This is a genomic window from Arthrobacter sp. Ms25 (assembly GCF_059090365.1).
This window is the reverse complement of record NZ_JBNHFP010000002.1, coordinates 386,803-413,059: the sequence shown is the minus strand read 5'-3', so window position 1 is coordinate 413,059 and position 26,257 is coordinate 386,803. Positions and strand designations below refer to the sequence as shown.

26 protein-coding genes are annotated in these 26,257 nt (G+C 66.0%); 10 read left to right on the top strand and 16 right to left on the bottom strand.

Going from position 1 to position 26,257, the window contains the following annotated elements; all coding sequences use genetic code 11:
* Positions 1–49 precede the first annotated feature (49 nt).
* From AC5RT8_RS06470 to AC5RT8_RS06445, 6 genes are all read right to left on the bottom strand, one after another.
* Positions 50–1,339 (bottom strand): ABC transporter permease, encoded by a 1,290-nt coding sequence (locus AC5RT8_RS06470; protein WP_494094891.1) that lies wholly within the window; start codon positions 1,337–1,339, stop codon positions 50–52.
* A complete protein-coding gene (locus AC5RT8_RS06465) occupies positions 1,336–2,685 on the bottom strand; it encodes an ABC transporter permease (RefSeq protein ID WP_494094890.1) in 1,350 nt (449 codons plus the stop codon). Before AC5RT8_RS06465 ends, AC5RT8_RS06470 begins: the two co-directional genes overlap by 4 nt.
* Entirely contained in the window at positions 2,682–4,241 is a 1,560-nt protein-coding gene (locus AC5RT8_RS06460) for an ABC transporter ATP-binding protein (protein ID WP_494094889.1), read from the bottom strand. The genes AC5RT8_RS06465 and AC5RT8_RS06460 overlap by 4 nt, the downstream gene beginning before the upstream one ends.
* 132 nt (positions 4,242–4,373) lie before the next feature.
* The gene (locus AC5RT8_RS06455) at positions 4,374–5,462 is read right to left on the bottom strand and encodes a BMP family lipoprotein (RefSeq protein ID WP_494094888.1); all 1,089 of its coding nucleotides are present in this window, start codon (positions 5,460–5,462) and stop codon (positions 4,374–4,376) included.
* Between the two features lie 279 nt (positions 5,463–5,741).
* Positions 5,742–6,932 (bottom strand): amidohydrolase, encoded by a 1,191-nt coding sequence (locus tag AC5RT8_RS06450; protein WP_494094887.1) that lies wholly within the window; start codon positions 6,930–6,932, stop codon positions 5,742–5,744.
* A gap of 132 nt (positions 6,933–7,064) precedes the next feature.
* The gene (locus tag AC5RT8_RS06445; protein ID WP_494094886.1) at positions 7,065–8,204 is read right to left on the bottom strand and encodes a mannose-1-phosphate guanylyltransferase; all 1,140 of its coding nucleotides are present in this window, start codon (positions 8,202–8,204) and stop codon (positions 7,065–7,067) included.
* 224 nt (positions 8,205–8,428) lie between these two features.
* Between AC5RT8_RS06445 and sdhC the strand changes: the two genes are divergently transcribed.
* From sdhC to AC5RT8_RS06420, 5 genes are all read left to right on the top strand, one after another.
* On the top strand, positions 8,429–8,806 hold the full coding sequence (sdhC, locus tag AC5RT8_RS06440; protein ID WP_146363726.1) for a succinate dehydrogenase, cytochrome b556 subunit: 378 nt from the start codon (positions 8,429–8,431) through the stop codon (positions 8,804–8,806).
* Positions 8,807–8,812: 6 nt separating this feature from the next.
* Positions 8,813–9,295, top strand: a complete 483-nt coding sequence (locus AC5RT8_RS06435; RefSeq protein WP_494094885.1) for a succinate dehydrogenase hydrophobic membrane anchor subunit — start codon at positions 8,813–8,815, stop codon at positions 9,293–9,295.
* Between the two features lie 75 nt (positions 9,296–9,370).
* Positions 9,371–11,137: a succinate dehydrogenase flavoprotein subunit gene (gene sdhA, locus AC5RT8_RS06430; RefSeq protein ID WP_494094884.1), complete on the top strand. Its 1,767-nt coding sequence runs from the start codon at positions 9,371–9,373 to the stop codon at positions 11,135–11,137.
* On the top strand, positions 11,137–11,913 hold the full coding sequence (locus tag AC5RT8_RS06425; RefSeq protein WP_494094883.1) for a succinate dehydrogenase iron-sulfur subunit: 777 nt from the start codon (positions 11,137–11,139) through the stop codon (positions 11,911–11,913). The genes sdhA and AC5RT8_RS06425 overlap by 1 nt, the downstream gene beginning before the upstream one ends.
* Positions 11,914–11,987: 74 nt before the next feature.
* Positions 11,988–12,764: an alpha/beta hydrolase family protein gene (locus AC5RT8_RS06420; RefSeq protein WP_494094882.1), complete on the top strand. Its 777-nt coding sequence runs from the start codon at positions 11,988–11,990 to the stop codon at positions 12,762–12,764.
* On the opposite strand, the gene AC5RT8_RS06415 is transcribed toward AC5RT8_RS06420, so the two are convergent.
* The 4 genes from AC5RT8_RS06415 to AC5RT8_RS06400 form a co-directional block, all read right to left on the bottom strand.
* On the bottom strand, positions 12,761–13,345 hold the full coding sequence (locus AC5RT8_RS06415; RefSeq protein ID WP_494094881.1) for a 2'-5' RNA ligase family protein: 585 nt from the start codon (positions 13,343–13,345) through the stop codon (positions 12,761–12,763). The genes AC5RT8_RS06420 and AC5RT8_RS06415 overlap by 4 nt on opposite strands.
* Before the next feature lie 4 nt (positions 13,346–13,349).
* Positions 13,350–14,381, bottom strand: a complete 1,032-nt coding sequence (trpS, locus tag AC5RT8_RS06410; RefSeq protein ID WP_494094880.1) for a tryptophan--tRNA ligase — start codon at positions 14,379–14,381, stop codon at positions 13,350–13,352.
* Positions 14,382–14,393: 12 nt separating this feature from the next.
* Complete coding sequence (locus AC5RT8_RS06405; RefSeq protein WP_494094879.1) at positions 14,394–15,221, bottom strand: exodeoxyribonuclease III; 828 nt, start codon at positions 15,219–15,221, stop codon at positions 14,394–14,396.
* 105 nt (positions 15,222–15,326) lie between these two features.
* Positions 15,327–15,830 carry a hypothetical protein gene (locus AC5RT8_RS06400; RefSeq protein ID WP_494094878.1) on the bottom strand — a complete coding sequence of 168 codons (504 nt, stop codon included), beginning with the start codon at positions 15,828–15,830 and terminating at the stop codon, positions 15,327–15,329.
* Positions 15,831–15,942: 112 nt separating this feature from the next.
* Between AC5RT8_RS06400 and AC5RT8_RS06395 the strand changes: the two genes are divergently transcribed.
* Positions 15,943–16,506, top strand: a complete 564-nt coding sequence (locus tag AC5RT8_RS06395; RefSeq protein ID WP_494094877.1) for an O-acetyl-ADP-ribose deacetylase — start codon at positions 15,943–15,945, stop codon at positions 16,504–16,506.
* Here the strand turns inward: AC5RT8_RS06395 and AC5RT8_RS06390 are convergent.
* The 5 genes from AC5RT8_RS06390 to glyA all read right to left on the bottom strand — a co-directional run bounded on the left by AC5RT8_RS06390 (position 16,475) and on the right by glyA (position 21,518).
* The gene (locus AC5RT8_RS06390) at positions 16,475–17,308 is read right to left on the bottom strand and encodes an ABC transporter permease (RefSeq protein WP_494094876.1); all 834 of its coding nucleotides are present in this window, start codon (positions 17,306–17,308) and stop codon (positions 16,475–16,477) included. The two genes, AC5RT8_RS06395 and AC5RT8_RS06390, sit on opposite strands and share 32 nt — an antisense overlap.
* Complete coding sequence (locus AC5RT8_RS06385) at positions 17,305–18,201, bottom strand: ABC transporter permease (protein WP_494094875.1); 897 nt, start codon at positions 18,199–18,201, stop codon at positions 17,305–17,307. Before AC5RT8_RS06385 ends, AC5RT8_RS06390 begins: the two co-directional genes overlap by 4 nt.
* Positions 18,194–19,159, bottom strand: a complete 966-nt coding sequence (locus AC5RT8_RS06380) for an ABC transporter ATP-binding protein (protein ID WP_494094874.1) — start codon at positions 19,157–19,159, stop codon at positions 18,194–18,196. Before AC5RT8_RS06380 ends, AC5RT8_RS06385 begins: the two co-directional genes overlap by 8 nt.
* 80 nt (positions 19,160–19,239) lie before the next feature.
* On the bottom strand, positions 19,240–20,133 hold the full coding sequence (locus AC5RT8_RS06375; RefSeq protein ID WP_494095183.1) for a bifunctional methylenetetrahydrofolate dehydrogenase/methenyltetrahydrofolate cyclohydrolase: 894 nt from the start codon (positions 20,131–20,133) through the stop codon (positions 19,240–19,242).
* A gap of 101 nt (positions 20,134–20,234) precedes the next feature.
* A complete protein-coding gene (glyA, locus tag AC5RT8_RS06370) occupies positions 20,235–21,518 on the bottom strand; it encodes a serine hydroxymethyltransferase (protein ID WP_494094873.1) in 1,284 nt (427 codons plus the stop codon).
* 302 nt (positions 21,519–21,820) lie between these two features.
* Here glyA and AC5RT8_RS06365 point away from each other — a divergent pair, with 302 nt between their 5' ends.
* Positions 21,821–22,897: an FAD-dependent oxidoreductase gene (locus tag AC5RT8_RS06365; RefSeq protein WP_494094872.1), complete on the top strand. Its 1,077-nt coding sequence runs from the start codon at positions 21,821–21,823 to the stop codon at positions 22,895–22,897.
* On the opposite strand, the gene AC5RT8_RS06360 is transcribed toward AC5RT8_RS06365, so the two are convergent.
* On the bottom strand, positions 22,866–23,402 hold the full coding sequence (locus AC5RT8_RS06360; RefSeq protein ID WP_494094871.1) for a GNAT family N-acetyltransferase: 537 nt from the start codon (positions 23,400–23,402) through the stop codon (positions 22,866–22,868). The two genes, AC5RT8_RS06365 and AC5RT8_RS06360, sit on opposite strands and share 32 nt — an antisense overlap.
* A 45-nt stretch (positions 23,403–23,447) precedes the next feature.
* Here AC5RT8_RS06360 and purU point away from each other — a divergent pair, with 45 nt between their 5' ends.
* From purU to AC5RT8_RS06345, 3 genes are read left to right on the top strand one after another with little or no spacing between them, the layout of a single operon-like run.
* Positions 23,448–24,323, top strand: coding sequence for a formyltetrahydrofolate deformylase (gene purU, locus AC5RT8_RS06355; RefSeq protein WP_494094870.1), 876 nt, complete (start codon positions 23,448–23,450; stop codon positions 24,321–24,323).
* 31 nt (positions 24,324–24,354) lie between these two features.
* Entirely contained in the window at positions 24,355–24,882 is a 528-nt protein-coding gene (locus AC5RT8_RS06350; RefSeq protein ID WP_494094869.1) for a gamma carbonic anhydrase family protein, read from the top strand.
* 49 nt (positions 24,883–24,931) lie between these two features.
* On the top strand, positions 24,932–26,143 hold the full coding sequence (locus tag AC5RT8_RS06345; protein ID WP_494094868.1) for an ROK family transcriptional regulator: 1,212 nt from the start codon (positions 24,932–24,934) through the stop codon (positions 26,141–26,143).
* The last annotated feature ends 114 nt before the right edge of the window (positions 26,144–26,257 follow it).

The window sequence follows — 26,257 nt, the reverse complement described above, 5'->3', positions numbered from 1 at the left end:
CCGGAAAGGGACCTGCCGCCGGTTTCCCGGCGGCAGGTCCCTTTACGAGCTATCCCTTGATGTACGGCACGCCGCTGGCGGCGGGACCGCGGGACTTGCCCACAACCCCTGCCACGGCGAAGATCGTCACCACGTAGGGCAGCATCGACAGGAACTGGCTGGGCACCGGGGTGCCCAGCAGGCCCAGGACGTACTGCAGGTTGGTGGCAAAGCCGAACAGCAGGGCCGCGGCTGCGGCACCCAGCGGGTTCCAGCGGCCAAGGATGAGGGCCGCGAGGGCGATGTAGCCCTGTCCGCCGGTCATGTCCTGGCCGAAGCTGGAGACCGATACGAGGGTGAAGAACGAACCGCCGATGCCGGCCACCGCGCCCGCAAGCAGCACGTTGGTGAACCGGGTGCGGTTGACGTTGACACCGAGGGTGTCCGCCGCCTTGGGGTGTTCCCCGACTGCACGGGTCCGCAGGCCCCAGCGGGTGTGGAAGAGCCCGAACCAGACCGCGGCAACGGCCAGGTACATCAGGTAGCCGATCAGCGACTGGTCGAACAGGATCGGTCCGATGATGGGAATGTCCGCCAGCAGCGGTATCCGGATGTTCGGCAGGCGCGGCGCGGAGTTCAGTTCCGCCGGGTTGGCGCTGAGCACGGTGGAGAAGAGGAAGCCGGTAAGGCCCGATACCAGCACGTTCAGCACCACGCCCACGATGACCTGGTTGACCACGTACTTGATGCTGAAGACCGCCAGCACCAGCGAGACGAGGACACCGGCGACGGCGGCCGCCAGCAAACCGACGAAGGCGCTGCCGGACAGGGTGCCTGCCACTGCGGCGGCAAAGGCGCCGAAGAGCAGCTGGCCCTCGATCGCGATGTTCACCACACCCACGCGTTCACACAGAACGCCCGAAAGCGAACCGAAGATCAGGGGTACGGCCAGGGTGATGCTGCCGGCCAGGAGGCCGTAGAGGGCAATGTTGGGTGTGCCGGCGCTGCCGACGGACCAGGACAGGAAGGCAGCCACGAAGACGACGCCGAAGATCACCGGGAGCCAGAGCGGCACGCGCCTTCCGGAACGGACCAGGACGAACGCCCAGGCGGCGGCCAGGACCAGCACGATGGCTCCGGCCCAGCCGAAGGCCTTGGCGGAGAAGACCAGGTCCGGCAGCGTAATTGCTGCCCCCGGATCGGTCAGGCGGAAGGTGACATCGGTGGACGGAGCCCCGAAGGCGAAGAACACCAGGGACAGCAGGGCGAGGACGCCCAGCAGGATGGGAGTCTTCCAGCTGCGGACGAGGGCGGCGGGTGCCGGGGTCAGCGCGGGGGTGGTGGTGGTTGCGGTGCTCATGCTGCTCCTCCGGCGGCTGCGGCGGACTTGCGGTTGGAGCGGAATGCTCCGGGTGTGGGGATCCTGAACAGCGACCGCACCAGCGGCGGGGCCGCGATGAACAGCACGATCAGGGACTGGACCACAAGGACAATGTCGATGCTTGTACCGGTGTTGGTCTGCATGGCAACACCGCCGGCGCGGAAGGCACCGAAGAGCAGTCCGGCGGCGAAGGTGCCCCACGGCGTCGAACGGCCCAGCAGGGCCACCGTGATCGCGTCAAAGCCGAAGCTGGCCGCCACATCGGTGGTCAGCACGCGCTCCGTTCCGGAAACCTGGGAGACACCGGCGAGGCCGGACAGGGCACCGGCAATGAGCATCACCACTACGTAGCCCTTCGTGGTGCTGATGCCGGCGTTGCGGGCAGCGTCGGGGTTGGCACCCACGGCACGCAGTTCGAAGCCGACCGTGGAGCGGTTGAGCAGCCACCAGACGAAGACCGTGGCGGCAATCGCCAGGACGAAGCCCCAGTGCAGGCGGAACTGAGAGCCCAGCAGCTTGGGGAACATGGCGCTGTCAGCGACCAGCGGGCTGATCGGGTTGTTGCTTCCCTCGCGCTGGAAACCGGGGGTGGTCAGCAGGAACGCGACGAGCTGGATGGCCACGTAGTTGAGCATGATCGTGACAATCACCTCGTGCGCTCCCGTGCGGGCCTTCAACAGGCCCGCGATGCCGGCCCAAATGGCTCCGCCGAGCAGGCCGGCGATGATCACGAGCAGGATGTGCAGTACTGCGGGCAGCTGCCAGGTGAACCCGACCCACGCCGCCAGGGTGGCACCGATGATGATCTGGCCCTGCGCACCGATGTTGAACAGGCCGGCACGGAAGGCCAGGGCCACGCCGAGACCGGCGCAGATCAGCGGTGTGGCGGTGGTCAGCGTCTGCGTGAGGGGGTAGATCGCACGGGAGAAGGACTCCGCCTCCAGGTTGATGACCGACCCCTGGAAGAGCGAGTAGTAGGCACTGGCCGCCGCGTCCCAGGCTGCGGCGAAGAAATCGCCGGGCCGGTTGAAGAGGTAGCCTGCTGCCTCGGTGGCCTCCTCGTTGGTCAGGGCAATCAGCACCCCGCCCACCACGAGGGCCATCAGGACAGCGAGGAGGGATACCAGGCCGTTTCCGGTCACGATCCGCTCGAGGACCCCGCGCCGGGTATCCGGTTCGGGGGTAATGGTGCTGCCGACAGCGGCGGCGGGCGGGGCCAGCTGGCCTCCGGCAGTCTCCGCGGCTACCTCGAGGCGTGCCTCGTCGGCGGCCGACGTCTTACGGTCTGGTGCTGGCCCACCTGTGGTGGACTTTTCCGGGCTCACTGGGCCCCTCCCTCAATGTGGTTCTCTTCGGGCGCGGCCTCTCGGGCCAGCGCCTCGTCGGCGGTCATGCCGGCCATCATCAGGCCCAGCACGTTCCGCGATGTGCCGCCGGGGACTATGCCCATCAGGCGGCCGCCGTACAGCACGGCAATGCGGTCCCCGAGCTCGAGGACTTCGTCCAGTTCGGTGGACACGATCATCACCGGCGTACCGGCTTCGCGCTCGGCGATGATCCGCCGGTGCAGGAACTCGATCGACCCGACGTCCACCCCGCGGGTGGGCTGGCTGGCGATAAACAGAGAGAGCGGCCGGGACAGTTCCCGCGCCATGACTACCTTCTGCTGGTTACCGCCCGACAGCGTGCCGGCCGGGGTGGCCGCACTCTGCGTGCGGATATCGAACTCGGCGATCTTTTCGTCGGCATTGGCGCCGACCACGGCCGGCTTCATCGACAGGCCGCGCGCAAAGGGCTGCTCGTTGTAGCGGTTGAGGACGAGGTTTTCGGACACCGAGAAGGTACCGACCAGCCCGTCCACGTTGCGGTCCTCGGGTACGAAGCCGACTCCGGCATCGATGATCTTGTGGGTCTTCATACCCACCAGTTCCCGCCCGTCCAGCCGGATGGAGCCGGTCACGTGGTCCTGCAGGCCCATGACCGCTTCGGTGAGCTCGGTCTGGCCGTTGCCCTGCACGCCGGCGACGGCCAGGATTTCACCCTTGGCAATGCCGAAGCTCAGGCCGTTAACCACCGGCTGGCCGCTGGCGGAAACAACGGTGAGGTTTTCAACCTGGAAGGTTTCCTCGCCCGGGACTGCCGGTGCCTTGTCCAGGCTCAGGCTGACGGAGCGGCCTACCATGAGGGCGGCCAGTTCGGTGGTGCCGGCGCTGGGGTCTGCGGAGCCGACCACCTTGCCGCGGCGGATGACCGTGATGACATCGGACACCGCTTTGACCTCCCGCAGCTTGTGCGAGATGAACACGACGCCCTTGCCGTCGCCGGTGAGCTGGCGCATGATGCCCAGCAGTTCGTCGGTTTCGCGCGGGGTGAGGACCGCAGTGGGTTCGTCGAGGATCAGGACTTCGGCGTCCCGGATCAGCGCCTTGATGATTTCCACGCGCTGCTGGACGCCCACGGGCAGGTCTTCCACGAGGGCGTCGGGATCAACGTCGAACCCGTACTGGTCCGAGATCTCACGGATCCGGCGGCGTGTTTCGTCCAGGTTCAGCATTCCGGCGAACTTGGTTTTCTCATTTCCCAGGGCCACGTTCTCGGCCACGGTGAAGACCGGGACGAGCATGAAGTGCTGGTGCACCATGCCGATGCCTGCGGACATGGCGTCCGCGGGGCCGTTGAACGTCACCGGCCGCCCGTCAATGAGGATCTTTCCCTCTGTCGGCTCGTAGAGGCCGTAGAGGACATTCATCAGCGTCGATTTTCCCGCGCCGTTCTCGCCGAGGAGGCTGTGTACCTGCCCCGGCTCGACCACGAGGTCGATGTGGTCATTGGCAACCAGCGAACCGAATCGCTTGGTAATGCCTTGAAGCTCGAGTTTCACAAAACCCCAACCAATCTATTTCTTCTAAAGTGCTGTGTGGGAGGTAGGGCTGTCCGGCACAGACAAACCGCCGTGTCCCGCAGTCGCAACTGCGGGACACGGCGGTTGTCTGTGGAGCAGGTCTGCCCGCCGTTACTGCTTCGGGCTGGACTCGGACTCAACCGGGATTTCACCGGAGATGATCTTGGCCTTGATGTCTTCGACCGCGGTCTTGACCTCGTCCGGGACGTTGGCTTCCTGGTCGTGGAACGGCGCCAGGTCGACGCCGCCGTTCTCCAGCGTGCCGACGTAGGGCTCGGCGCTGAAGTTGTCTTCGGTGGACTCGGTGACGACGTCTTCGACGGCGTCGCCCATCAGCTTCATGACGGAAGTCAGGATGAATTCCTTGCCGATTTCGGCGGTTTCGTATCCATCGGAGTCAACCCAGACGGCACGGACGTTCTTGCCGCCGTCGTTGGCCTCAACCACGGCCTCCATGGTGCCCAGGCCAACCGGTCCGGCGACGGGCATGATGACGTCGGCGCCCTCGTTGATGAAGTTCTCCGTGAGGGTCTTGCCTGCTGCGCGGTTGTCGAAGCTGTCGACGAAGGAATCTGCACCGAGGACCTTCACGTCCGCGCTGTTTTCTTCGTTGTAGTACTCGACGCCCTGGGCGAAGCCATCCATGAAGATGGTCACGGTGGGGATGTTCATGCCGCCGTACGTGGCAACGGTGCCGGTCTCGGAGGAACCTGCAGCGACGTAGCCGGCGAGGAAGGCAGCCTGGGCCGTGTCGTAGATGATCGGCTTGACGTTGTCGAGCTCGATGGCGTTGTCATCGACGATGGCGAAGTTCACGTCGGGGTTGGCCTCGGCCGCTGCCTTCGTGGCATCGGACAGCAGGAAGCCGACGGTCACGGTCAGGTCGCAGCCGGCCTGGACCATGCTGTCCACGTTGTTGGTGAAGTCGGTCGGAGCCTGGGACTCGGCGTCCCGGGTCTCGATACCCAGCGAATCCTTGGCCGCCATCAGGCCTTCGTAGCTGGACTGGTTGAAGGAGCGGTCATCCCAGCCGCCGGCGTCGGAGACGATGCAGCCGGTGAAGTCGCTGTTGGCCGCCTCGGAACCGCCTTCTTCCTCTTCCGGTGCAGCACCGCAGCCGGAAAGCAGGAGAGCTGACACGCCGAGCATTGCGGCGGAAACGCCTGCGTTGCGCTTAAAGCTGCGCGGGTAATTCTTCAATGTTCCTCCAGAAAAGAAATGGTATTCGCCGTACGGTGCCCTCTCGGAGGTGCAGCGTGTGGCGCAGCGCTCGTCCGTCGTTGGACCGCAGCAACATAACCATAATGTGTCGGAGGCAACACTAAGTCCAAATCCGGCGCTGGCCGGACATTGTTGGCATCTCGTTACCAAATCTCCACCACGGGCCCTGACGGGACTGCTAAGGTCCCGGCGGCGGGGCGGGACCTATTGTGTCGCCGCGTTACGCGGCCCGTTGCGGCGGGAAGGAGACGCGCAGCGTCAGTGCCGCAGGCCCCTGGCCGCCCGCAGGGCTGCCGCGGCCATTACGCTGACGCCGCAGCGAATGGCCCGTTCGTCAGGGTTGTAGTCACCGCGGTGCAGGTCGAAGGTTTCGCCGCCCGGGGTGCGTGTGCCCAGCCGCATCAGGGCTCCCGGCACCGCCTGCGTCATCCAGGCGAAGTCCTCTCCGCCCATGGACTGCGGCGCGAGCACCACGGCGTCCTCGCCCAGCTCGGCGCGCGCCGCCGCCTCAATCAGGCTGATCTCGGCGTCCGCATTGATGACCGGCGGAACTCCCCGGATGTGCTCCAGATGGACGTCGACACCGAACGGTGCCGCGATTTCCCGGACCACTTTGTCCAGCAGCTCACCCGCTGCATGCCAGGCCTCGGCGTCGAGGCAGCGCATGGTACCCGCCATGAAGCCGTGCCCGGGAATCGCATTCGGGGCGGAGCCTGCATGCATCTGCCCCCAGACCACGGAGACGCCGCTGCGGACGTCGATCCGGCGGGAAAGTACGGCAGGGACGCTGACGGCGATTTCCGCCAGGGCGAAGACTAGGTCCTCGGTCAGGTGCGGCCGGGAGGTGTGCCCGCCGCGGCCGGTGAGTTCGATCCGGATGGTGTCCGAGGCCGAGGTGATCGCACCGATGCGGGTGCCCACCCGTCCCACGTCCACCCGGGGATCACAGTGCAAGGCCAGGACCCGCGGCACGCCGTCCAGGGCGCCCTGTTCGATCACCGAGAGCGCACCGCCGGGCATCACTTCCTCGGCCGGCTGGAAGATCACCCGCACCCGGCCGCCCAGCCCACCGGCGGCGTCGAACCCCGCGAGCACCTTGGCAACGCCCAGCATGACCGTGGTGTGGATGTCGTGGCCGCAGGCATGGGCTATGCCGGTGTTTTCCGAGGAATAGGGCAGTCCGGTCTCCTCCAGCACCGGGAGCGCATCGATGTCGGCGCGCACGGCAAGGCAGATGGGTCCGTCGCCGATGTCCACCACGGCACCTGTATTCTCCAGGCGCTTCGGCGCCAGCCCGGCGTCTTCGAGGGCCTCGACAATGCGGTCGGTGGTGCGGAACTCCTTGTGCGAAAGCTCGGGGTGGGCATGCAGGTCCCGCCGGAACCCGATCAATCCGTCGAGGAGCGGCGCCACGCTCCCCTGTAGTGAGGGGATGGGGGAATTGCTCAACGGGATAGTCTGCACAACTTCAAGGTTAGCCAATTTCGGGACCAAAGCGGGAATGCGCTGCGTCGGAAACGACGCCCCGTGACGGGTCTTTACTTCCCGGCGGCTGGACGTCGGCGTCCCGGCGCCTCCCGGTTACAGGACGTCGGTGTCGCCGCTGGCCTTCAGGTGTTCAACGGCCTTCTTGACTTCCTGCGCGTGCTCCTTCGTGGTCACCAGCAGGGCGTCCGGGGTGTCCACAATGACGACGTCGTCGATGCCGATCAGCGCAATGACGCGCTTGGTGTCGGAGACGACAATTCCCGTGGCGTTTTCGGAATAGACCCGCGCCCCCTCCCCCAGCACGGTCAGGTCACTGTTTTCCGCTGCCGGGTTGAGGCGGCCGATCGCGGCGAAGTCGCCGACGTCGTCCCAGCTGAAGGCTCCGGGGATCATGGCGACGTCGCCCGCTGCCGCCGCCGGTTCCGCGACGGCATAGTCAATGGCGATCTTGGGCAGGGTGGGCCAGATCCGCCGCACCACTTCGCGGCGCCTGGTCGTATCCCAGGCGTCCGCGATTTCCATCAGTCCGGCATAAAGCACGGGCTCACTGGCTTCGAGGTGCTTGAGCATCAGGTCCACCGGTGCCACGAACATGCCTGCGTTCCAGCTGTAGCTGCCGCTGTCCAGGTACGTCTGCGCAACCTGCGCCGAAGGCTTCTCCACGAACTCGACCACGGAGCGTGCACTGGGAGCACCGGCGACGCGGAGCTGCTCCCCCGCGCAGATGTAGCCGAAACCGGTGGAGGGATGCGTCGGTTCAATGCCGATCGTGACGATATATCCCTGCGCCGCCGTGTGCACCGCTTCCCGGACGGCAGCCTGGAAAACCTCGACGGGAGCAATGACCTGGTCCGCAGCGAAGGAGCCCATGATGATCTGCGGATCCCGCTTATAGAGGATGGCCGCAGCGAGGCCGATGGCGGCGGCTGAATCCTTGGGTTCCAGTTCCAGGACCAGGTTCTTGTTGGAGATCTCCGGCAACTGCTGCCGCACGGCCTGGCGGTGCACCGCCCCGGTAACGACCATGACCCGGTCTCCGCTGAGCGGGCTGAGGCGTTCATACGTGGCCCGGATCAGGGTGGAGCCCGACCCTGTCAGGTCATGCAGGAACTTCGGCGCTGCGGCACGCGACAGGGGCCAAAGGCGCGTCCCGACACCGCCGGCCGGGATGACCCCGTAAAAGCGGTCAAGGACGGCGGACGCGGGAGCGGCATGCGGTTTTTCGTTACTCATCATTGCCAAGGTTAGCCCAGCCTGCCCTCGAACCTCAGGAACCGGCCCACTACACCGTTCAGGGTGCCGATTCAATGTAATCAGGGTCACACCATAGGGCAACCTAAATTGAAAGCCCCGTCACGTCAGCCTAGATTATGGTAGAGCTTATATCGCTGTCGCACCGGCGTCATCACTGCGTGGAACACGCGCTAACGCCGCTGCGATGCAGGGAGGAAAATTCAGTGTCGAAGTTACCAGCAGGCACTCTCTACCGTGGCCGCGAGGGCCAATGGTCGTGGGTAGTGCACCGTATCACCGGCGTGGCGATCTTCTTCTTCCTTTTGGTCCACGTCCTGGATACCTCACTGGTGCGAGTTTCACCCGAGGCCTACAACGTGGTGATCGAATCCTACAAGAACCCGATTATGGGCCTGGGCGAGCTTGGCCTCGTTGCAGCCATTGTGTTCCATGCCTTCAACGGCCTGCGTGTAGTCCTGATCGACTTCTGGAAGAAGGGGCCCAAGTACCAGCGCCAGATGCTCTGGGGCGTCGTTGCCCTGTGGGCCGTTACGGTTATCGGCTTCTCCATCCGCCACCTGCCCAACGTCTTCGGGGGTTAGTAACCAATGAGCACATCAACAAACGAAGCCCACGCCCTCGAAGCACCCCGGTCAGGACGCATTGCCCCGCGGTACACCCGCAACGGGTCCGGCCGCGGCAACTTCGAAATGCTGGCCTGGCTGTTCATGCGCCTCTCGGGCGTGATCCTGGTGGTCCTGATCTTCACCCACCTGTTCATGAACCTGGTCGTCGGCGACGGCATCCACGCCGTGGACTTCGGCTTCGTGGCCGGCAAGTGGGCCAGCCCCCTCTGGCAGGTCTGGGACCTGGTCATGCTGTGGCTGGCGATGCTGCACGGCGCCAACGGCGTCCGTACGATCATCAACGACTACGGTGACAAGAAGACCACCCGCATGTGGCTCAAGACGGTCCTCTACATCGCCACCTTCGTTATTGTCCTGCTCGGCACCATGGTGATCTTCACCTTCGATCCCTGCCCCGCAGACGCACCGGCTGAACTGATCGGCAGTTTCTGCAGCTCGCGCTAGCAGCAGCCGCCGGAGAGCCACCACGGGTACGCCCGCGAAGAATTCTTAGTAGTTCCAACAGAAAGAGCATCTGCTATGCAGGTCCACAAGTACGACGTCGTCATTGTCGGCGCCGGCGGCGCCGGTATGCGTGCCGCCATTGAATCCGGTCAGCGTGCACGGACGGCGGTACTGACCAAGCTGTACCCGACCCGCTCCCACACCGGTGCGGCGCAGGGCGGCATGTGTGCGGCACTGGCCAACGTCGAAGAAGACAACTGGGAATGGCACACCTTCGACACCGTCAAGGGCGGTGACTACCTGGTGGACCAGGACGCAGCCGAGGTCATGGCCAAGGAAGCCATCGACGCCGTGCTCGACCTGGAAAAAATGGGTCTGCCGTTCAACCGCACCCCCGAAGGCCGCATTGACCAGCGCCGCTTCGGCGGCCACACCCGTGACCACGGCAAGGCACCGGTGCGCCGCGCCTGCTACGCAGCGGACCGCACGGGCCACATGATCCTGCAGACGCTGTACCAAAACTGCGTCAAGCACAACGTCGAGTTCTACAACGAGTTCTACGTGCTGGACCTCATCACCGTGGTGGACCAGAACGGCCAGAAGCGGGTTGCCGGCGTCGTGTCCTATGACCTCGCCACCGGCGAGCTGCACATCTTCCAGGCCAAGTCCGTGGTGTTCGCCTCCGGCGGCGCAGGCAAGGTCTACAAGACCACCTCCAACGCACACACCCTGACCGGCGACGGCATGGGTATCGCGTTCCGCCGGGGCATCCCCCTGGAGGACATGGAGTTCATCCAGTTCCACCCCACCGGCCTGGCCGGGCTGGGCATCCTCCTTTCGGAGGCCGCCCGAGGCGAAGGCGCCATCCTGCGCAACTCCGAGGGTGAACGCTTCATGGAACGCTACGCACCGACCATCAAGGACCTTGCCCCGCGTGACATCGTGGCCCGCTCCATGGCCAACGAGGTACGCGAGGGACGCGGCTGCGGCCCGAACAAGGACTACGTCCTGCTGGACCTGACGCACCTGGAACCGGCGCACATCGATGCCAAGCTGCCGGACATCACCGAGTTCGCCCGGACCTACCTGGGCGTGGAACCCTACACCGAACCGGTGCCGGTGTTCCCGACCGCGCACTACGTCATGGGCGGCATCCCCACCAACATCAAGGCCGAGGTCCTCCAGGACAACGACACCGTGATCCCCGGCCTGTACGCAGCCGGCGAGGTGGCCTGCGTGTCCGTGCACGGCTCCAACCGGCTGGGCACCAACTCCCTGCTGGACATCAACGTGTTCGGCAAGCGGGCCGGCATCTACGCCGCAGAGTACGCCCTGGGCGCGGACTTCGTTGACCTGCCGGAGAACTCCGAACTGGAAACGGTTGCCCTGCTGGACCACGTGCGCAACTCCGAAGGCACCGAGCGTGTCTCCGAGATCCGCCGCGACCTGCAGAACACCATGGACCTGAACATGCAGGTGTTCCGCACCGCGGACACCATCCAGCAGGTCCTGAAGGACATCGCTTCCTTCGAGGAGCGGTACCAGAAGATCAGCGTCCAGGACAAGGGCAAGCGCTTCAACCTCGACCTCCTGGAGGCCGTGGAGCTGGGCTTCCTCCTGGAACTGGCCAAGGTCATGAGCGTTGCCGCCCTGCACCGCACCGAATCCCGCGGCGGTCACTTCCGCGAGGACTTCCCGGAGCGCGACGACGAGAACTTCATGAAGCATTCGATGGCCTACAAGGTGGACGAAACCGAGAACTCCGAGCACACCGCCGGCATTCGGCTGGACACCAAACCGGTCATTTTCACGCGCTACGAGCCGATGGTGAGGAAGTACTAATGACAACCGAAATCGCCGAGCCGGCCTCCAAGGTAGAGCTCCCCGAATCGATCGGCGGAGAAATCCCTTCGTTCGAGATCACGCTGAAGGTCCGCCGCTACAACCCGGAGTTTTCCGACGAAGCCTACTGGGACGAGTGGAAACTGACCATGTACGGCACCGACCGCGTGCTGGATGCCCTGCACAAGGTGAAGTGGGAGCATGACGGTTCCGTCTCCTTCCGCCGCTCCTGCGCGCACGGTGTCTGCGGTTCCGATGCCATGCGCATCAACGGCCGCAACCGCCTGGCCTGCAAGACCCTGCTGAAAGACCTCGACACGTCCAAGCCCATCCTCGTTGAGCCCATCAAGGGCCTGCCAGTGGAAAAGGACCTGATCGTGGACATGGAGCCGTTCTTCCAGTCCTACCGCGAGATCATGCCGTTCCTGGTCACCAAGGGCCACGAGCCGACGAAGGAACGCCTGCAGTCCGCCGAGGACCGTGAGCGTTTCGACGACACCACCAAGTGCATCTTGTGCGCCGCCTGCACGTCCTCGTGCCCGGTGTTCTGGACCGACGGCCAGTACTTCGGCCCGGCGGCCATCGTCAACGCACACCGTTTCATCTTTGATTCGCGTGACGATGCCGGCGACATGCGCCTGGAAATCCTGAACGACAAGGAAGGCGTGTGGCGCTGCCGCACCACCTTCAACTGCTCGGAAGCCTGCCCCCGCGGCATCCAGGTCACCAAGGCTATTTCAGAGGTCAAGCAGGCCATCCTGTCCCGCTCCCTCTAAGCACGCCAGAGAGGCGCCGGGAAGCGGTTTCAACCGCTTACCGGCGCCTTTTGCGTTCCCGATAGGGTTGGTCCATGCCTTCGTTCGAATCTGTGTCTTTTTCCGGCGTCAACGGGACCACTCTGGCGGGAACCCTCGATGTGCCCGACGGCGGTGCCCGCGCGTGGGCGGTCTTCTGCCACGGTTTCACGCTGGGCAAGAACAGTGCGGCCGCGTCCCGGATCTCGAAGGCGCTGGCCGGCCACGGCATCGGCGTGCTGCGTTACGACGCGGCCGGCCTGGGCGGATCCACCGGCAACTGGGAGGACGGCAGCTTCAGCACGAAGGTGGAAGATGTCCTCAACGCGTGCGCCTTCATGGCGGAGACCGGGCGCCCGGCATCCCTGCTGATCGGCCACTCGCTCGGAGGAGCGGCGGTCCTGGCGGCAGCCTCCCGGGTTCCCGGGCTGGACGCAGTGGTGACCATCGCCGCCCCTTTCCGCCCCTCCCACGTGGTTCATCTCTTTGAATCCGAGCTGGACCGGATTGCCGATCAAGGGTCGGCTTCCGTGGACCTCGGCGGCGGAGAGCTGGAGATCCGCCGGCACCTGATTGAGGACCTGCACAGCCACGACCTCACGGATCACATCAGGGAACTCCACCTGCCCCTGCTGGTGATGCACTCCCCCACCGACAACACGGTCGGCATCGAGAACGCGAGCGAGATTTTCCGGACGGCGCGCCATCCCCGCAACTTCATCTCCCTGGAGGGCAGCGACCACCTCATGGTCGAACGTCCGCAGACGGCCCGGGCAGCGGCCATCATCGCAGCGTGGGCCGGCACCTATGTGGACCTGGACCCGGGCGACTAGGACCCGTCGGCCCCGGATCCGAGCCGGACGTGCTCGTGAAGTTTCCACAGCCCGGTCGGATCGTGTTCGTAGAGGCCCACGCAGTCCACGGTAAAACCTGCAAAGTAGCCGCGCAGCCGGCGGGCTGCTTCGTCCATGCCCTGCTCACTGACGTCGTGTGCCACCGTCACGTGCGGATGGAACGGGAAGGCCGGGTCCCGGGCAAGCGGACCGCTCTGGAGTTCCTTGTGCAGGGCCGTGCACTCGTTAAAACCTTCGCTGACATTCAGGTAGACCACCGGCGAGACCGGCCGGAAGGAACCCGTCCCCTCCAGGGTCACCCGGAACGGCTCCTGCGCGGCGGCAACCTTCCGCACATGCTGCAGCGTGGCTTCCCAGTCATCGGTTTCCGTGGTGGTCACCAGGGTGATGTGGGCCGGGATCACCGCGGCCAGGGGATCTCCGAAGGACGCACGAGCCGCCTTCAGCTCGCTTGCCATCGGCTCCGGAACCGCAATGACTATTCCCACGCAGCGCGCTGCGCATTGGGGAGCGTGGGCGCCTGCTGCCATGGCCTGGTCGAAGGATTCGGAGATTTTCATAAGGCTATGCGGTAACGCTGCCCAGCGGCAGGAAACCGACCTTGTTGTAGACATCCGCAAGGGTCACCGATGCTGATTCCCGTGCCTTGGCCGCACCGACGGCCAGCAGGCGGTCCAGTTCGGCCGGATCGTCCAGCAGGTGCAGGGCACGTTCCCGGATGGGCCGGATGTGTTCGGTGACCACGTCTGCGAGATCCACCTTCAGGTGACCGTACATCTTCCCCTCGTATTCCTTCTCCAGGGTTTCCACGCTGCGTCCGCTGATCAGGGAGTAAATGGACAGCAGGTTCGAGATTCCCGGCTTGGCGTCCCGGTCGAAGCGGATCTCGCTGCCGTCGTCGGTCACAGCCGACTTGATCCGCTTGGCAATGACCTTGTCCTCGTCGAGGAGGTTGATCAGGCCCGCGGGAGACGCCGCGGACTTGGACATCTTCGCGGACGGGTTCTGCAGATCGTAGATCTTCGCCGCTTCCTTCTGGATGAAGACCTCGGGCACTACGAAGGTGTCACCGAACCGCGTATTGAAACGCTTCGCAAGGTCACGGCTGAGCTCAACATGCTGGCGCTGGTCTTCGCCGACCGGCACACCGTGCGGCTGGTAGAGCAGGATGTCGGCCACCTGCAGGATCGGGTACGTGAACAGGCCGACGCTGGCCGAATCCGAACCGAAGCGCTGCTGCTTGTCCTTGAACTGCGTCATGCGGGAAGCTTCACCGAATCCGGTGAGGCAGTTGAGCACCCAGGCCAGCTGGGCGTGCTCGGGCACCTGCGACTGCACGAACAGCGTGGCCTTGTCGACGTCGACACCGCCGGCAATGTACTGGGCGGCGGTGACGCGGGTGCGCTTGCGCAGGTCCTCGGGATCCTGCGGCACCGTGATGGCGTGCAGGTCGGGGATGAAGAAGTAGGCGTCGTACTCGTCCTGGAGCCGCACCCAGTTCACCAGGGCGCCGAGGTAGTTGCCCAGGTGCAGGGAATCAGCGGACGGCTGCATGCCCGAGAGGATGCGGCGGCGGCTGGAAGAGTTCGATGTCATGGAAGGAGGCCCTTAGAACTGGTAATCGATCACTACTGGAGCGTGGTCTGAGAAGCGGGAGTCGTAGGTGGGGGCACGGTCGACGACGGCGGTGACGGCTCGTTCCGCCAGCTCCGGCGTGGCCATGTGGTAGTCAATGCGCCAGCCGGAGTCGTTGTCGAAAGCCTGCCCGCGCCAGGACCACCAGGTGTACGGACCGTTGACCTCGCCGGCGAGGGATCGGTGTACGTCCGTGTAGCCGATTTCCTCGCCGAAGAAGCGGTCAAAGTACGCACGTTCTTCGGGAAGGAACCCCGCACGCTTGACGTTGCCCTTCCAGTTCTTGATGTCCAGGGGGGTATGGCCCACGTTCAGGTCCCCCACCACCAGCACGAAGTCGCTGGTCTGCGCGAGGGCGGGCAACCGGACGGCCATGGTGTCGAGGAAGCGGTATTTATCCACCTGTTTGGGGGTGCCCACTTCACCGGAATGGACGTAGGCGCTGACGACGGTGAGGATTTTTTCCTCTCCCGCAACGGGCACCTTGAAGTCCGCCTCGACCCAGCGGCCGGACAGGGCGAAGTAGTCGTCGCCGATGTGTTCGCGGACCGCCACCGGAGCGGTGCGGGAGGCGATGGCGACGCCGGCGCGGCCCTTGGCCTCGATGCATTCGGCGTGCTGGATGTGCCAGGTGTCGCCCAGGAGGTCCTTCAGGACGGCGTCGGGGGCACGTACCTCCTGCAGGCACAGGATGTCCACATCGCGGTCCGCGAGCCAATCGGCCATGCCCCGCTTGTAGGCGGCGCGGATGCCGTTGACATTCACCGACGCAATGCGCAGTGCTTTTCCGGAACTGTCCATAGTTCCCGTTGATGCCGAACTCACGCGAATAACCATACTCCTCAGTAGCTGTTCATCCCGAAACGACCGATCCGGCGGGCCGCAGGGTTCCGCCGGTGGGTGAACCTAGTCGACGACGGTGCCTTCGACCGGACCGCCCTCGTCCTTCTTGATCATGCCACGGCCGTTGTGCGCCGTGATTTCGATGGTTTCCAAGGCACGGTCCACCATTTCCCGGTCCGTGTCCAGGTTGTCGGCGATGACCTTGGCCTGGACCTGGACAATCTTGAAGCTGTGGTCCAGTTTCTGGTCACGGACCGTGGTGCTTTCATCCACAACCTGCACTCCGGCGCGGGGAGCGAGGCCGGCGGTGGCACCGGCAAGCTTCGCGGTCGCCTTGCGGGTGGCGCTGCGGACGGAGAGCACCACGAACGTCGACAGGAGCAGCCAGCCAAGGGACACAATGACCACCAGCCAGCCGATGACGTCATTCTGGTTGGCGGCAAAAACCACGGCGACGAGGAAGACAATGAGCATCACGACGATGCCCGTATTGCCCATCCTGCGGCTGATGCCGCGGCCGGGTGAGGACGGGGACGACGGCGTCTTGCCGTTTCGGATCGACTGCATGCTCCCATTCTCTCAAACTTGGACAGGTGCCCGGTGCCGTGTTCGCTCCGCGCGACTGCACCCCGCTCCGTAGGCGGTGGCAGCGGATCCGCGGCAGTGGCAGACTGGCTCGATGGAGATCACCATCGCCACCGGCGACATCACAACGCGGGATACCGACGTCGTCGTCAACGCCGCCAATTCTTCCCTGCTCGGCGGCGGCGGAGTGGACGGCGCCATCCACCGCGCTGCCGGCCCGCAGCTGCTGGCGGCGTGTAAGGAACTGCGGAGAACCTCGCTGCCGCAGGGGCTGCCGACCGGACTGTCCGTCGCCACCGACGCGTTCGACCTGCCGGCGCGCTGGGTGGTGCACACCGTGGGTCCCAACGCCGGCGCGGGGGAAACCGATCCGGAACTGCTGAGGTCCTGTTTCCGCACCGCCCTGGCCGCAGCCGAGGAGCTGGGCGCCCGGAGCATTTCCTTTCCTGCCGTGAGTGCCGGTGTGTACGGATGGGACCCCGGGACCGTGGCCCGCATCGGCCTGCAGGAACTCCTGCACCACACACCGGTGTCGTTGAAGCATGCCGAGTTCGTGCTCTTCAACGACCGCCTCGCCGAAGTTTTCGCCCGCACATACGGCCAGCTGACCGGCCCAACAAGCGCCCCTACTTCAGGAACAGCGCCCGAAGCCGGTTAGTGGTCAGGGTCAGGCCGAGGGCAATCATCACCACGAAGTAGAGCAGATGCCCCGCGGTTCCCCAGCTGAAGATCCCGACGCTGATCTGGCGGAGCAGTTCGACGCCGTGCCACAGCGGCAGGGCCTGGATGACGGACTGCACCGCCTCGGGGTAGACACTCAGCGGATAGAAGGTGGCCGACAGCAGGAACATGGGCAGCATGATCATGTTGACCCAGTCCAGCTGCTGGAAGGTCTTCATATAACTGGTCACTGCCATGCCGAACGAGGCGAAGCCAAAGGCGATGACCACGGCGGCGGGGATCATCAGCAGCGCCCAGGGCGAAGTGATCAGGCCCATGGCCCCCATGACCGCGGTGAAGCCGGTGGCGTAGAGGGCGCCGCGCAGCAGTGCCAGGAAGATTTCGCCCATCGCCACGTCCAGCGGACCCAGCGGAGTGGAAAGCATGCCTTCATAGAGCCGGGCGTAATTGAGCTTGAAGAACACATTCATGGTGGAGTCGTACACGGCGCCGTTCATGGCGGACACGGCCAGCAGCGCCGGCGCGATGAAGTTGGCGTAGTCCATTTCCTGCCCGCCGGGGCCTGCGACGGTTCCCACCAGGGCACCCAGGCCTATCCCCATGGCCACCAGGTACAGCACCGGTTCCACGAACCCGCTGACCATGATGCTCCAGTTGGTCCCCCACGTGGCCTTGAGTCCGCGGGCGATCACTGCACGGATGTTCCGCCCGTACAGCGACCCGAGGAACCGGCCCTGCGGGACAAGCTGGGTCGGCGCGGTACGGTTCTCGATGCTCATCCGGCGAGCCTCCTTGTGAAGTTCCGCCGGGCCAGGAGCAGCCCGCCGACAGTAAGGACCAGCACGTATGCCACGTGCGCAGCGGTCATGGCCGCCGGCTCAGGGTGGCCGTAGCTGAGCACCCGGCCCAGTTCGGTGGAATGCCAGAGCGGCGAGATCCAGCCGATCCAGCGGACGGCCAGCGGCAGCGAGTCCAGCGGGAAGAACGTTCCGGAAAACAGGAACAGCGGCATCACGATGAACCGCTGGACCATGGCGAACTGTCCTTTGTCTTCCTTCAGGGTCGCGCTGAAGGCCAGGAGCGGCATCCCGAACGCAAGTCCCGCCAGGAGGGCAGTGAAAATCATCAGCCAGCCCGTCGCCGGCTGCATCACGGCCCCAAAGAGCAGCAGGAACAGGTAGTAGATTCCGGTGGTCAGCAGGATGCGGACGGTGAGTCCCAGGACATGCCCGAGGGCAATCTGCCCGCTGGCCAGCGGCGAAGCATTGGGCCCGTAGTAGGTCCGGTGCCATTTGAACCCGCCCATGACGGTGTAGGTGTTTTCCTCGCTGGAAATCATCAGTGCCGCTGTTGCCACGAGCGCGGGCCCCAGGAACACCAGGTAGGACACGGTCGATCCGTCGCCGCCGGGGAAGCCCGCAGTGGAGTTCCCGTCAATCAGCACGGCGAGGCCGGTGCCCATGCCCAGCAGGTACACCAGCGGGGTGCCGACGGCGGTCATCAGCACGGTCCATTGGTAGCCGCGCATCCGCCGGATCCACATGTCCGCGTAGTAGAGGCTGCCGAAACGCCGGGCCCTGGCGGCCGTTTGCTGCGGGGTCAGCGGTGACCGCAGGCCGAGCACCTCGTGGCGCTGGAGCGCGGCTTCGGCAGCGGGCTCCGGCTTAGTCAACGAGGCTCCTCCCGGTCAGGCGCAGGAACACGTCTTCCAGCGAGGAGCGGCGCACCAGCGACGTGATGGGCCGCAGTCCGCGGCCGGTCACGGCGTCCAGGGCGGCTTCGCCGTCGTCGGCGTAGATCAGTACCCGGTCCGGAAGGGTTTCCAGGCGCTCTCCGATGCCGGCGAGTTCCGCCGCCACCGTGGTGTTGCGCTCGGAACCGAACCGCAGCTCCACCACCTCCCGGGTGGAATGTTCCCGGATCAGGGCCGCCGGCGACCCTTCGGCCATGATCGCGCCCTTGTCCACGACGATCAGCCGGTCGCACAGCTGCTCGGCTTCGTCCATGTAGTGGGTGGTGAGGATCAGCGTCACCCCGGCCTCCTTGAGCCGGAACAGCCGGTCCCAAAGGATGTGCCGGGCCTGCGGATCCAGTCCGGTGGTCGGTTCGTCCAGCAGCAGGATCTTCGGGTCATTGATCAGGGACCGGGCTATGGTCAGGCGGCGCTTCATGCCGCCGGAGAGGGAGTCCACCCGGGCCTTGGCCTTATCGGTGAGCTGCGCGAATTCCAGCAGTTCGTCCGCCTTGGGCTGAAGGTAGCTCTTGGGCAGGCCGAAGTAGCGTCCGTAGGCCAGCAGGTTGTCGCGCACGCGCAGGTCCTCGTCCAGGTTGTCCTGCTGGGGTACGACGCCCAGATGGGCCCGGACTTCGGGTCCGTACCTGTTCGGGTCCAGCCCCATGATGCTGAGCTCTCCGGCGCTGCGCTGGGAGACCCCGCCGATCATTTTCATGGTGGTGGATTTGCCTGCGCCGTTGGGCCCAAGCAGCCCGAAGGACTCCCCCGGCGGCACGTCGAAGGAGATGCCGTCGACGGCGGTGAAACCGCCGTAGGACTTGGTCAGGTTCCGTGCGGAAATAACGTAGTCGGAGCGGGTTTCGGGTTCGGTCCTGCTTGATGTGATCTGCGACACTCACGACAGTGTAGTGGACCCGGGACCGACCGGTGCATGCCCGCGGGCAGAGGTCCGTCCCGGGTCGGCAGATGCCGTGCCTACACCAGGATTCCGGCCTGCCGTTCAGCTGCCTCCACGACGTTGGCCAGCAGCATGGCGCGGGTCATGGGGCCCACGCCGCCGGGGTTGGGTGAAATCCAGCCGGCGACGTCGGCCGCCGCGGGATCGACGTCGCCGGTCAGGGTGGTCTTGCCCGTCTCCGGATCGGTGACCCGGGTGACGCCGACGTCCAGCACGATGGCGCCGGGCTTGAGTTCCTCGGCGCGGATCATTTCCGGGAAGCCGGCAGCCGCCACCACCACGTCGGCGGTCCGCAGGTGCTCGAACAGGTCCGCGGTCCCGGTGTGGGCCAGGGTGACCGTGGCGTTGATCGGGCGGCGGGTCAGGAGCAGCCCGAGCGGCCGTCCGACGGTGACGCCGCGTCCCACCACCAGGACCTTCTTGCCGTTCAGCGAGATGCCGTTGCGGACCAGCAGCTGCACGATTCCGTGCGGGGTGCAGGGCAGCGGAGATGTCATCGGTTCGCTGACGTTGAGGACCAGGCGGCCCAGGTTGACCGGGTGCAGTCCGTCCGCATCTTTGTCCGGGGAGATCCGTTCCAGGATGGCATTGGCGTCGATGTGTGCCGGCAGCGGCAGCTGCACAATGTAGCCGGTGGTGGCCGGGTCCTCGTTGAGTTCGTCGATGACTTTTTCCAGGTCTGCCTGGCTGATGTCGCCCGGGAGGTTGCGGCGGATGGAATTGATTCCCACCTGCTTGCAGTCCTTGTGCTTGCCGCCCACGTAGGAGTGGCTGGCGGGATCGTCCCCCACCAGCACGGTACCCAGTCCCGGGGTGATGCCGTGCTCTTCCTTCAGTGCGCGCACCCGTTCGGCCAGGTCATCCTTGATCTCCCGGGCGGCGGCGCGGCCGTCCAGGATCTTCGCCGCCACCGGGGTACCGAATTCGGTCTTCTCCTTGACGTCCCAGCCGAGGTTCACGCTGGTGTCCTCACCGGTCACGGCGCCCTCCATATTGGTTCCTTTCTCCACGGCTACCATTCCTCCTGTCCTGGGTAAAGCGGGAAATTGTCTGCGAGCGCCCGTACGCGGTTCCGCAGGGCCTCGACGTCGGGAGCGGGTTTCAGTGCGGCTGCGATGATCTCCGCCACCTCAGTGAATTCCGGGGCGCCGAAGCCGCGGGTGGCGAGTGCCGGCGTGCCGATCCGCAGGCCGGACGTGACCATCGGCGGCCGCGGGTCAAAGGGCACGGAGTTGCGGTTCACCGTGATGCCGACGGACTCCAGCAGGTCTTCGGCCTGCTTGCCGTCCAGGGCGGAGTGGCGCAGATCCACCAGGACCAGGTGCACGTCGGTGCCGCCGGTGAGCACCGAGACGCCGTGTTCGGCGACGTCGGGCGCGTTCAGGCGTTCGGCGACGATGCGCGCCCCCTCGAGCACGCGCTCCTGCCGTTCCCGGAATTCCTCGGTACCGGCGATCCGGAAGGCCACGGCCTTGGCGGCGATCACGTGCATCAGCGGACCGCCCTGCTGGCCGGGGAAGACGGCGGAGTTCAGCTTCTTCGCGTACTCCTCCCGAGCCAAGATCATGCCCGAGCGCGGTCCGGCAAGGGTCTTATGCACGGTGGAGGTGACGACGTCGGACACCGGCACCGGGTTCGGGTGCAGTCCGGCGGCCACCAGGCCGGCAAAGTGCGCCATGTCCGTCCAGAGGTAGGCACCGGCCTCGTCGGCAATGGAGCGGAAAGCCTCGAAGTCCAGCTGTCGCGGGTAGGCGGACCAGCCGGCGACAATGACCTGCGGGCGTTCGGCCAGTGCCTGTTCGCGGACCCGGTCCATGTCCACCCGGTAGGTCTGCTCGTCCACGCCGTAGGCGGCAACGTTGTACAGCTTGCCGGAAAAGTTCAGTTTCATGCCGTGGGTCAGGTGCCCGCCGTGGGCCAGGTCCAGGCCCATCAGCTTCTCCCCCGGTTTCATCAGGGCCGCAAGTGCCGCCGCGTTGGCCTGCGCTCCGGAATGCGGCTGTACGTTGGCGAACTCGGCGCCGAAGAGGGACTTCGCCCGGTCGATCGCCAGGTTTTCCGCCACGTCCACATACTCGCAGCCGCCGTAGTAGCGGCGCCCGGGATACCCTTCGGCATACTTGTTCGTGAGGACGGAGCCGGCGGTTTCCAGGACGGCCCGCGGCGCGAAGTTCTCGGAGGCAATCATCTCGAGGGTGCCGCGCTGGCGGGACAGTTCATCCTGCAGGACAGCCGCTATTTCGGGATCAACATCGATAAGCGGCGCGTTGGTGACGCTCTGGGTGGATACTCTCACGTGGATCTCCTGGGAAGAGGTTCTCAATAGGTCAGGCTACCTGCCGGCGCCCGTGAGGTCCGGTCAGCTGGACAGTCCGGGCAGGGCACAACAGTTTCGCGCGTGACCCGCGGCCCAGGCGTGCGATCCGTGGTCGATAAGGACACCCTTCAGGGGTCCCGTGCCGCTCCCTGGTGGTAACCCACCTAACGCCAGTCGCGACGCTCTCCATCCTAGCCGTACCTGTCTCCTGTCCGCAGGGCGCAGCGGAATAGGCGCACCGTCCCGGCGGTTAGGCTTCCAAAGGCAGAAGGAGCAACGAGGTGGAAACGGACGTACTGGTGATCGGCGCCGGCCAGGCCGGACTCAGCGCGGCCTATCACCTGCGCCGCCGGGGCCTGCGGCCCGGCGCGGGGTTCACTGTGCTGGACGCGAACCCGGGTCCGGGCGGAGCCTGGCGGCACCGCTGGGATTCGCTGACCTTCGGTGCGGCGCATGCGCTGCATGATCTTCCCGGCATGCCGCTGGGGACCCCCGACCCTGCCGAACCGGCCTCCGCCGTGGTCACCCGGTATTACGGGCGGTATGAGCGTGCGTTCGGACTCGACGTTGTCCGCCCGGTTGCCGTGTCCGCGGTGTCCGAGGGCAGCGGCGGACGGTTGTCCGTCGCCGCGGCGGACGGACGGACGTGGCAGGCGCGTACGGTCATCAACGCGACCGGGACATGGGACCGCCCCTACTGGCCGTACTACCCCGGCCGGGAATCCTTCGGCGGCCGGCAGCTGCATACCCGGGACTTCCGCAGCGTGGCGGAGTTCGCGGGACAGAGGGTGCTGGTTGTCGGCGGCGGGACGTCCGCCGTGCAGTTCCTGCTGCAGCTGCACCGGGCCGGGGCCCGGACGTTCTGGTCCACGCGCCGCCCCCCGGAGTTCACCCTGCGCCCGTTCGACGCCGAATGGGGACGCGCCGTTGAGGCGAAGGTCAGCGCCCGGACCCGTGCCGGGCTGCCGCCGCTGAGCGTCGTTTCCGCCACGGGGCTGCCGCTGACGGACGAATACCGCAGGGGCATCGAGGACGCCGTGCTGGTATCCCGCGGACCGATCCGCCGCCTTACCGCAACCGGCGTGGTTTTCGCGGACGGGTCCGGGGAGTCCGTGGACGCGGTCCTCTGGGCCACCGGCTTCCGCGCCGCACTGGATCACCTGGCCCCCCTGCACCTGCGTGAACCCGGCGGCGGAATCCGGATGGACGGCGTACGGGTAGTGCGTGAGCCCCGCCTGCTGCTCGTGGGCTACGGGGAATCCTCCTCCACATTGGGGGCCACCCGCGCCGGCCGGGCCGCGGCACTCGCGGCGGTGCAGCAGGTGGCTACCGGATCTCTTCCCATTCAAAGGGCGTAACCGTACCCTGCTCCCAGTCTCGGCGCAGAATGGCATAGATCACGGTGGCCACGCGCCGCCCGTCCTCCAGCGGCCAGTCTTCGCGGTGATGGGCTTCCTTCAGGAAACCGGAGCGGATCAGTGTCTTGCGCATGGCAATGTTGTCCTCCCGCATGCGCCCGGCGAACCGGTGCGCTTCCGGGTAATCCGTGAAAACTTTTCCGGTCAGCGCCTTCAGCACCGGCACTCCGTTGCCCTTCCCTCGGAACTTCTCCACCAGCCGCAGGTCCAGCACCGGGGTGTTCGTGCCCAGGTCTTCCAGGATGGCCAGGCCCATGCGGTGGTTGTCGCCGAACACCCAGAAGGTGCGTACCCCGTCGCCGTCGAACCGCCCCTCGATCAGCAGGCGCCGCACGAGGCCCTCGGGCGGCGCCTTGATGCGGTGATACGGAAAGCTGTTGGTCGTGAGGAAACGGACCAGCTCTTCCTCGTCCTTGTCGGAGAAAGGCAGGAACATCACATCCATGTGCCCACCCTAGGCCAGGGGACGGAAACCGGTAACCTAGGCATCGTGACCTTTTCGATTCCCGTTCCCTCCGCGGCCGGCAACGCCTACACCCTGACGCTGTCCTGCCCGGACCGGCCGGGCATTGTCCATGCCGTCAGCGCCTCGCTGGTAGCGGCCGAAGGCAACATCATCGAGTCCGCCCAGTTCGGCAGCCCGGAGACAGGTTCCTTTTTCATGCGGGTGGACTTCAGCTCCCCCAACTCCCATGAGCAGGTCCATGCCCGGCTCGCACCCACGGCGGAAGCGTTTGGCATGGAGTGGGAGCTGCACACCGCCGGCCGGCCGACCCGCACCCTGATCATGGCCTCGAAGGCCGGCCACTGCCTCAATGACCTGCTCTTCCAGCAGCGTGCCGGAACACTGCCGATCGAGATCCCGGCCATCGTCTCCAACCACCGTGACCTCGAGTCCCTGGCGGACTTCTACGGCGTGCCCTTCCACCACATCCCCGTCACTGCGGACACGAAGGTCCAGGCCGAGGAACGCCTGCGGGAACTGATGGCCGAGCTGGACATTGAACTGGTGGTCCTCGCCCGCTACATGCAGATCCTGAGCACCGACCTCTGCCGGGACCTCGCCGGGCGGGCCATCAACATCCACCACTCCTTCCTGCCGTCCTTCAAGGGTGCCCGCCCGTACCACCAGGCACATGCCCGCGGCGTGAAACTGATCGGCGCCACGGCACACTACGTCACGTCCGACCTGGACGAGGGGCCCATCATCGAGCAGGAAGTCATCCGGGTGGACCATGCCCGTTCGGCCGCCCAGCTTGCCGCCCTGGGCAGCGACGTCGAGGGCCGGGCCCTGGCCAAGGCAGTGCAGTGGCACGCCGAGCACCGGGTACTGCTGGACGGCAAGCGGACCATCGTCTTCAACTGATATCCGGACAGGCGCCGCTACGCTGGGTGACATGGCACACATTATTGAACTCCGGGGCAAGACCCCGTCCGTTGATCCCAGCGTCTTCCTCGCCCCCACCGCTTCGCTCATCGGCGATGTCAGCATGGCGGCAGGCTCCAGCGCGTTCTACGGAGCCTGCGTGCGCGGCGATTCCAACAGCATCCGGGTGGGTGAGGGAACCAACCTGCAGGACAACGTGGTCCTGCACGCCGATCCGGGCTTCCCGACGTCGGTCGGCGCGCGGGTCAGCGTGGGGCACAACGCCGTGGTGCACGGGTGCACCGTCGAAGACGACTGCCTGATCGGAATGAGCGCCACCATCATGAACGGTGCCGTGATCGGTGCCGGCTCGCTGGTAGCCGCCGGCGCGCTCGTCCTGGAGGGCACGGTGGTGCCGCCGCGTTCCCTGGTGGCAGGAGTCCCCGCAAAGGTCCGCCGGAGCCTCACCGATGAGGAGTTTGCCGGGGTGCGGGAAAACGCGGAGAACTACCGGCGCACCGCCGCCGACCACCGGGCAGCCGTGAGCACCGGCGCCTAGTTTGCGTTCACTTCTTGACGACAACAGTGTGATGTAGGACTCTTAACCAATGCCAGCTGATTCGCCCTCAACGCCGAGGCCTGCCCGCGCACCGGGCAGCGCCGCGCCCAAACCCGGTTCCCAGAGCGCCCTGCGTGAACGCAACCGGCAGCGGATCACCGAGGCCCTGCTGGCCTCCGGTCCGCTGACGCAGGCCGGCATCTCCCGGCAGACTGGCCTGTCCAGCGCCACAGTGTCGAACATCGTGCGGGTGATGCATGAGCGGGGCCTGGTGGTCACCGAGCCCACCACCAGCTCCGGGCGCCGGGCCCAGTCCGTGCGGCTGAACGAGACCGGAGCCGTGGCCGCAGGCATCGACATCGGCCGGCGCCATGTACGGGTGGTCCTGGCCTCCCTGGGGCACCGGATCCTGCAGGAGGAGTCCATCCTCCTGCCGCTGGGGCACAGCGCCGCGGAGGGTATGGACGCCGCGGCCTCGCTCCTGGAGCGGCTGCTGGACCGCCAAGGCGTGGACCGCAGCGCGGTGCTCGGCGCCGGCGTCGGCATCCCTGGCCCCATCGACCGGCGGACCGGGACGGTTGTCCAGGGCGCGATCCTGCCCGAATGGGTGGGCATCAACATGCGCGAAGACCTCGGCAAACGGCTCGGCATGCCCGTGTTCATCGACAACGACGCCAACCTCGGCGCACTGGCGGAAGTGACCTGGGGACCGCACGGCTGCAGCGAAAACCTCATCTTCATCAAGGTTGCCTCCGGCATCGGTGCCGGCCTGGTCATCAACGGTTCGCTGTACTACGGAAACGTCGGAGTCACCGGCGAAATCGGCCATGCCACCATCTTCGACCAGGGCCTCATCTGCCGCTGCGGAAACCGCGGCTGCCTCGAAACCATCGCCTCAACCTCGATCATGATCGAGCTGCTCAGCCGCGCCTCGGGCGGCACCGTCACCACCGCGGACATCCTCTCCCGCGCGGAGACCCTGGATCCGGCCACCCTGCGCGTCATTGACGACGCCGGCATGGCCGTTGGCCGGGCCGCCGCGAACCTCGCAAACACCCTGAACCCCGAACTGATCATCATCGGGGGGCCGTTGACGGACCTCGGCGACACCTTCCTCGAGCCCATCCGCCGCGGCCTGCTGCGGCACGCCGTACCGCTCGTGGGCGAGACCTCGACGGTCCTGATGTCCTCGCTCGGGGACCGGGCCGAGGCCCTGGGGGGAGCAGCACTCGTTCTCCAGGAACAGGGCGCGGCCGCGTAGCCTCCCGAAGGTGCGGCCTGCCTCCCGGCTCCGTGCCGCAGGCTGCCTCCCGTCCCGGCTGTCCGACCTCCCGGCGAAGGGCGGCACACTGCCTCACCGCCCGACTCCCTGGCC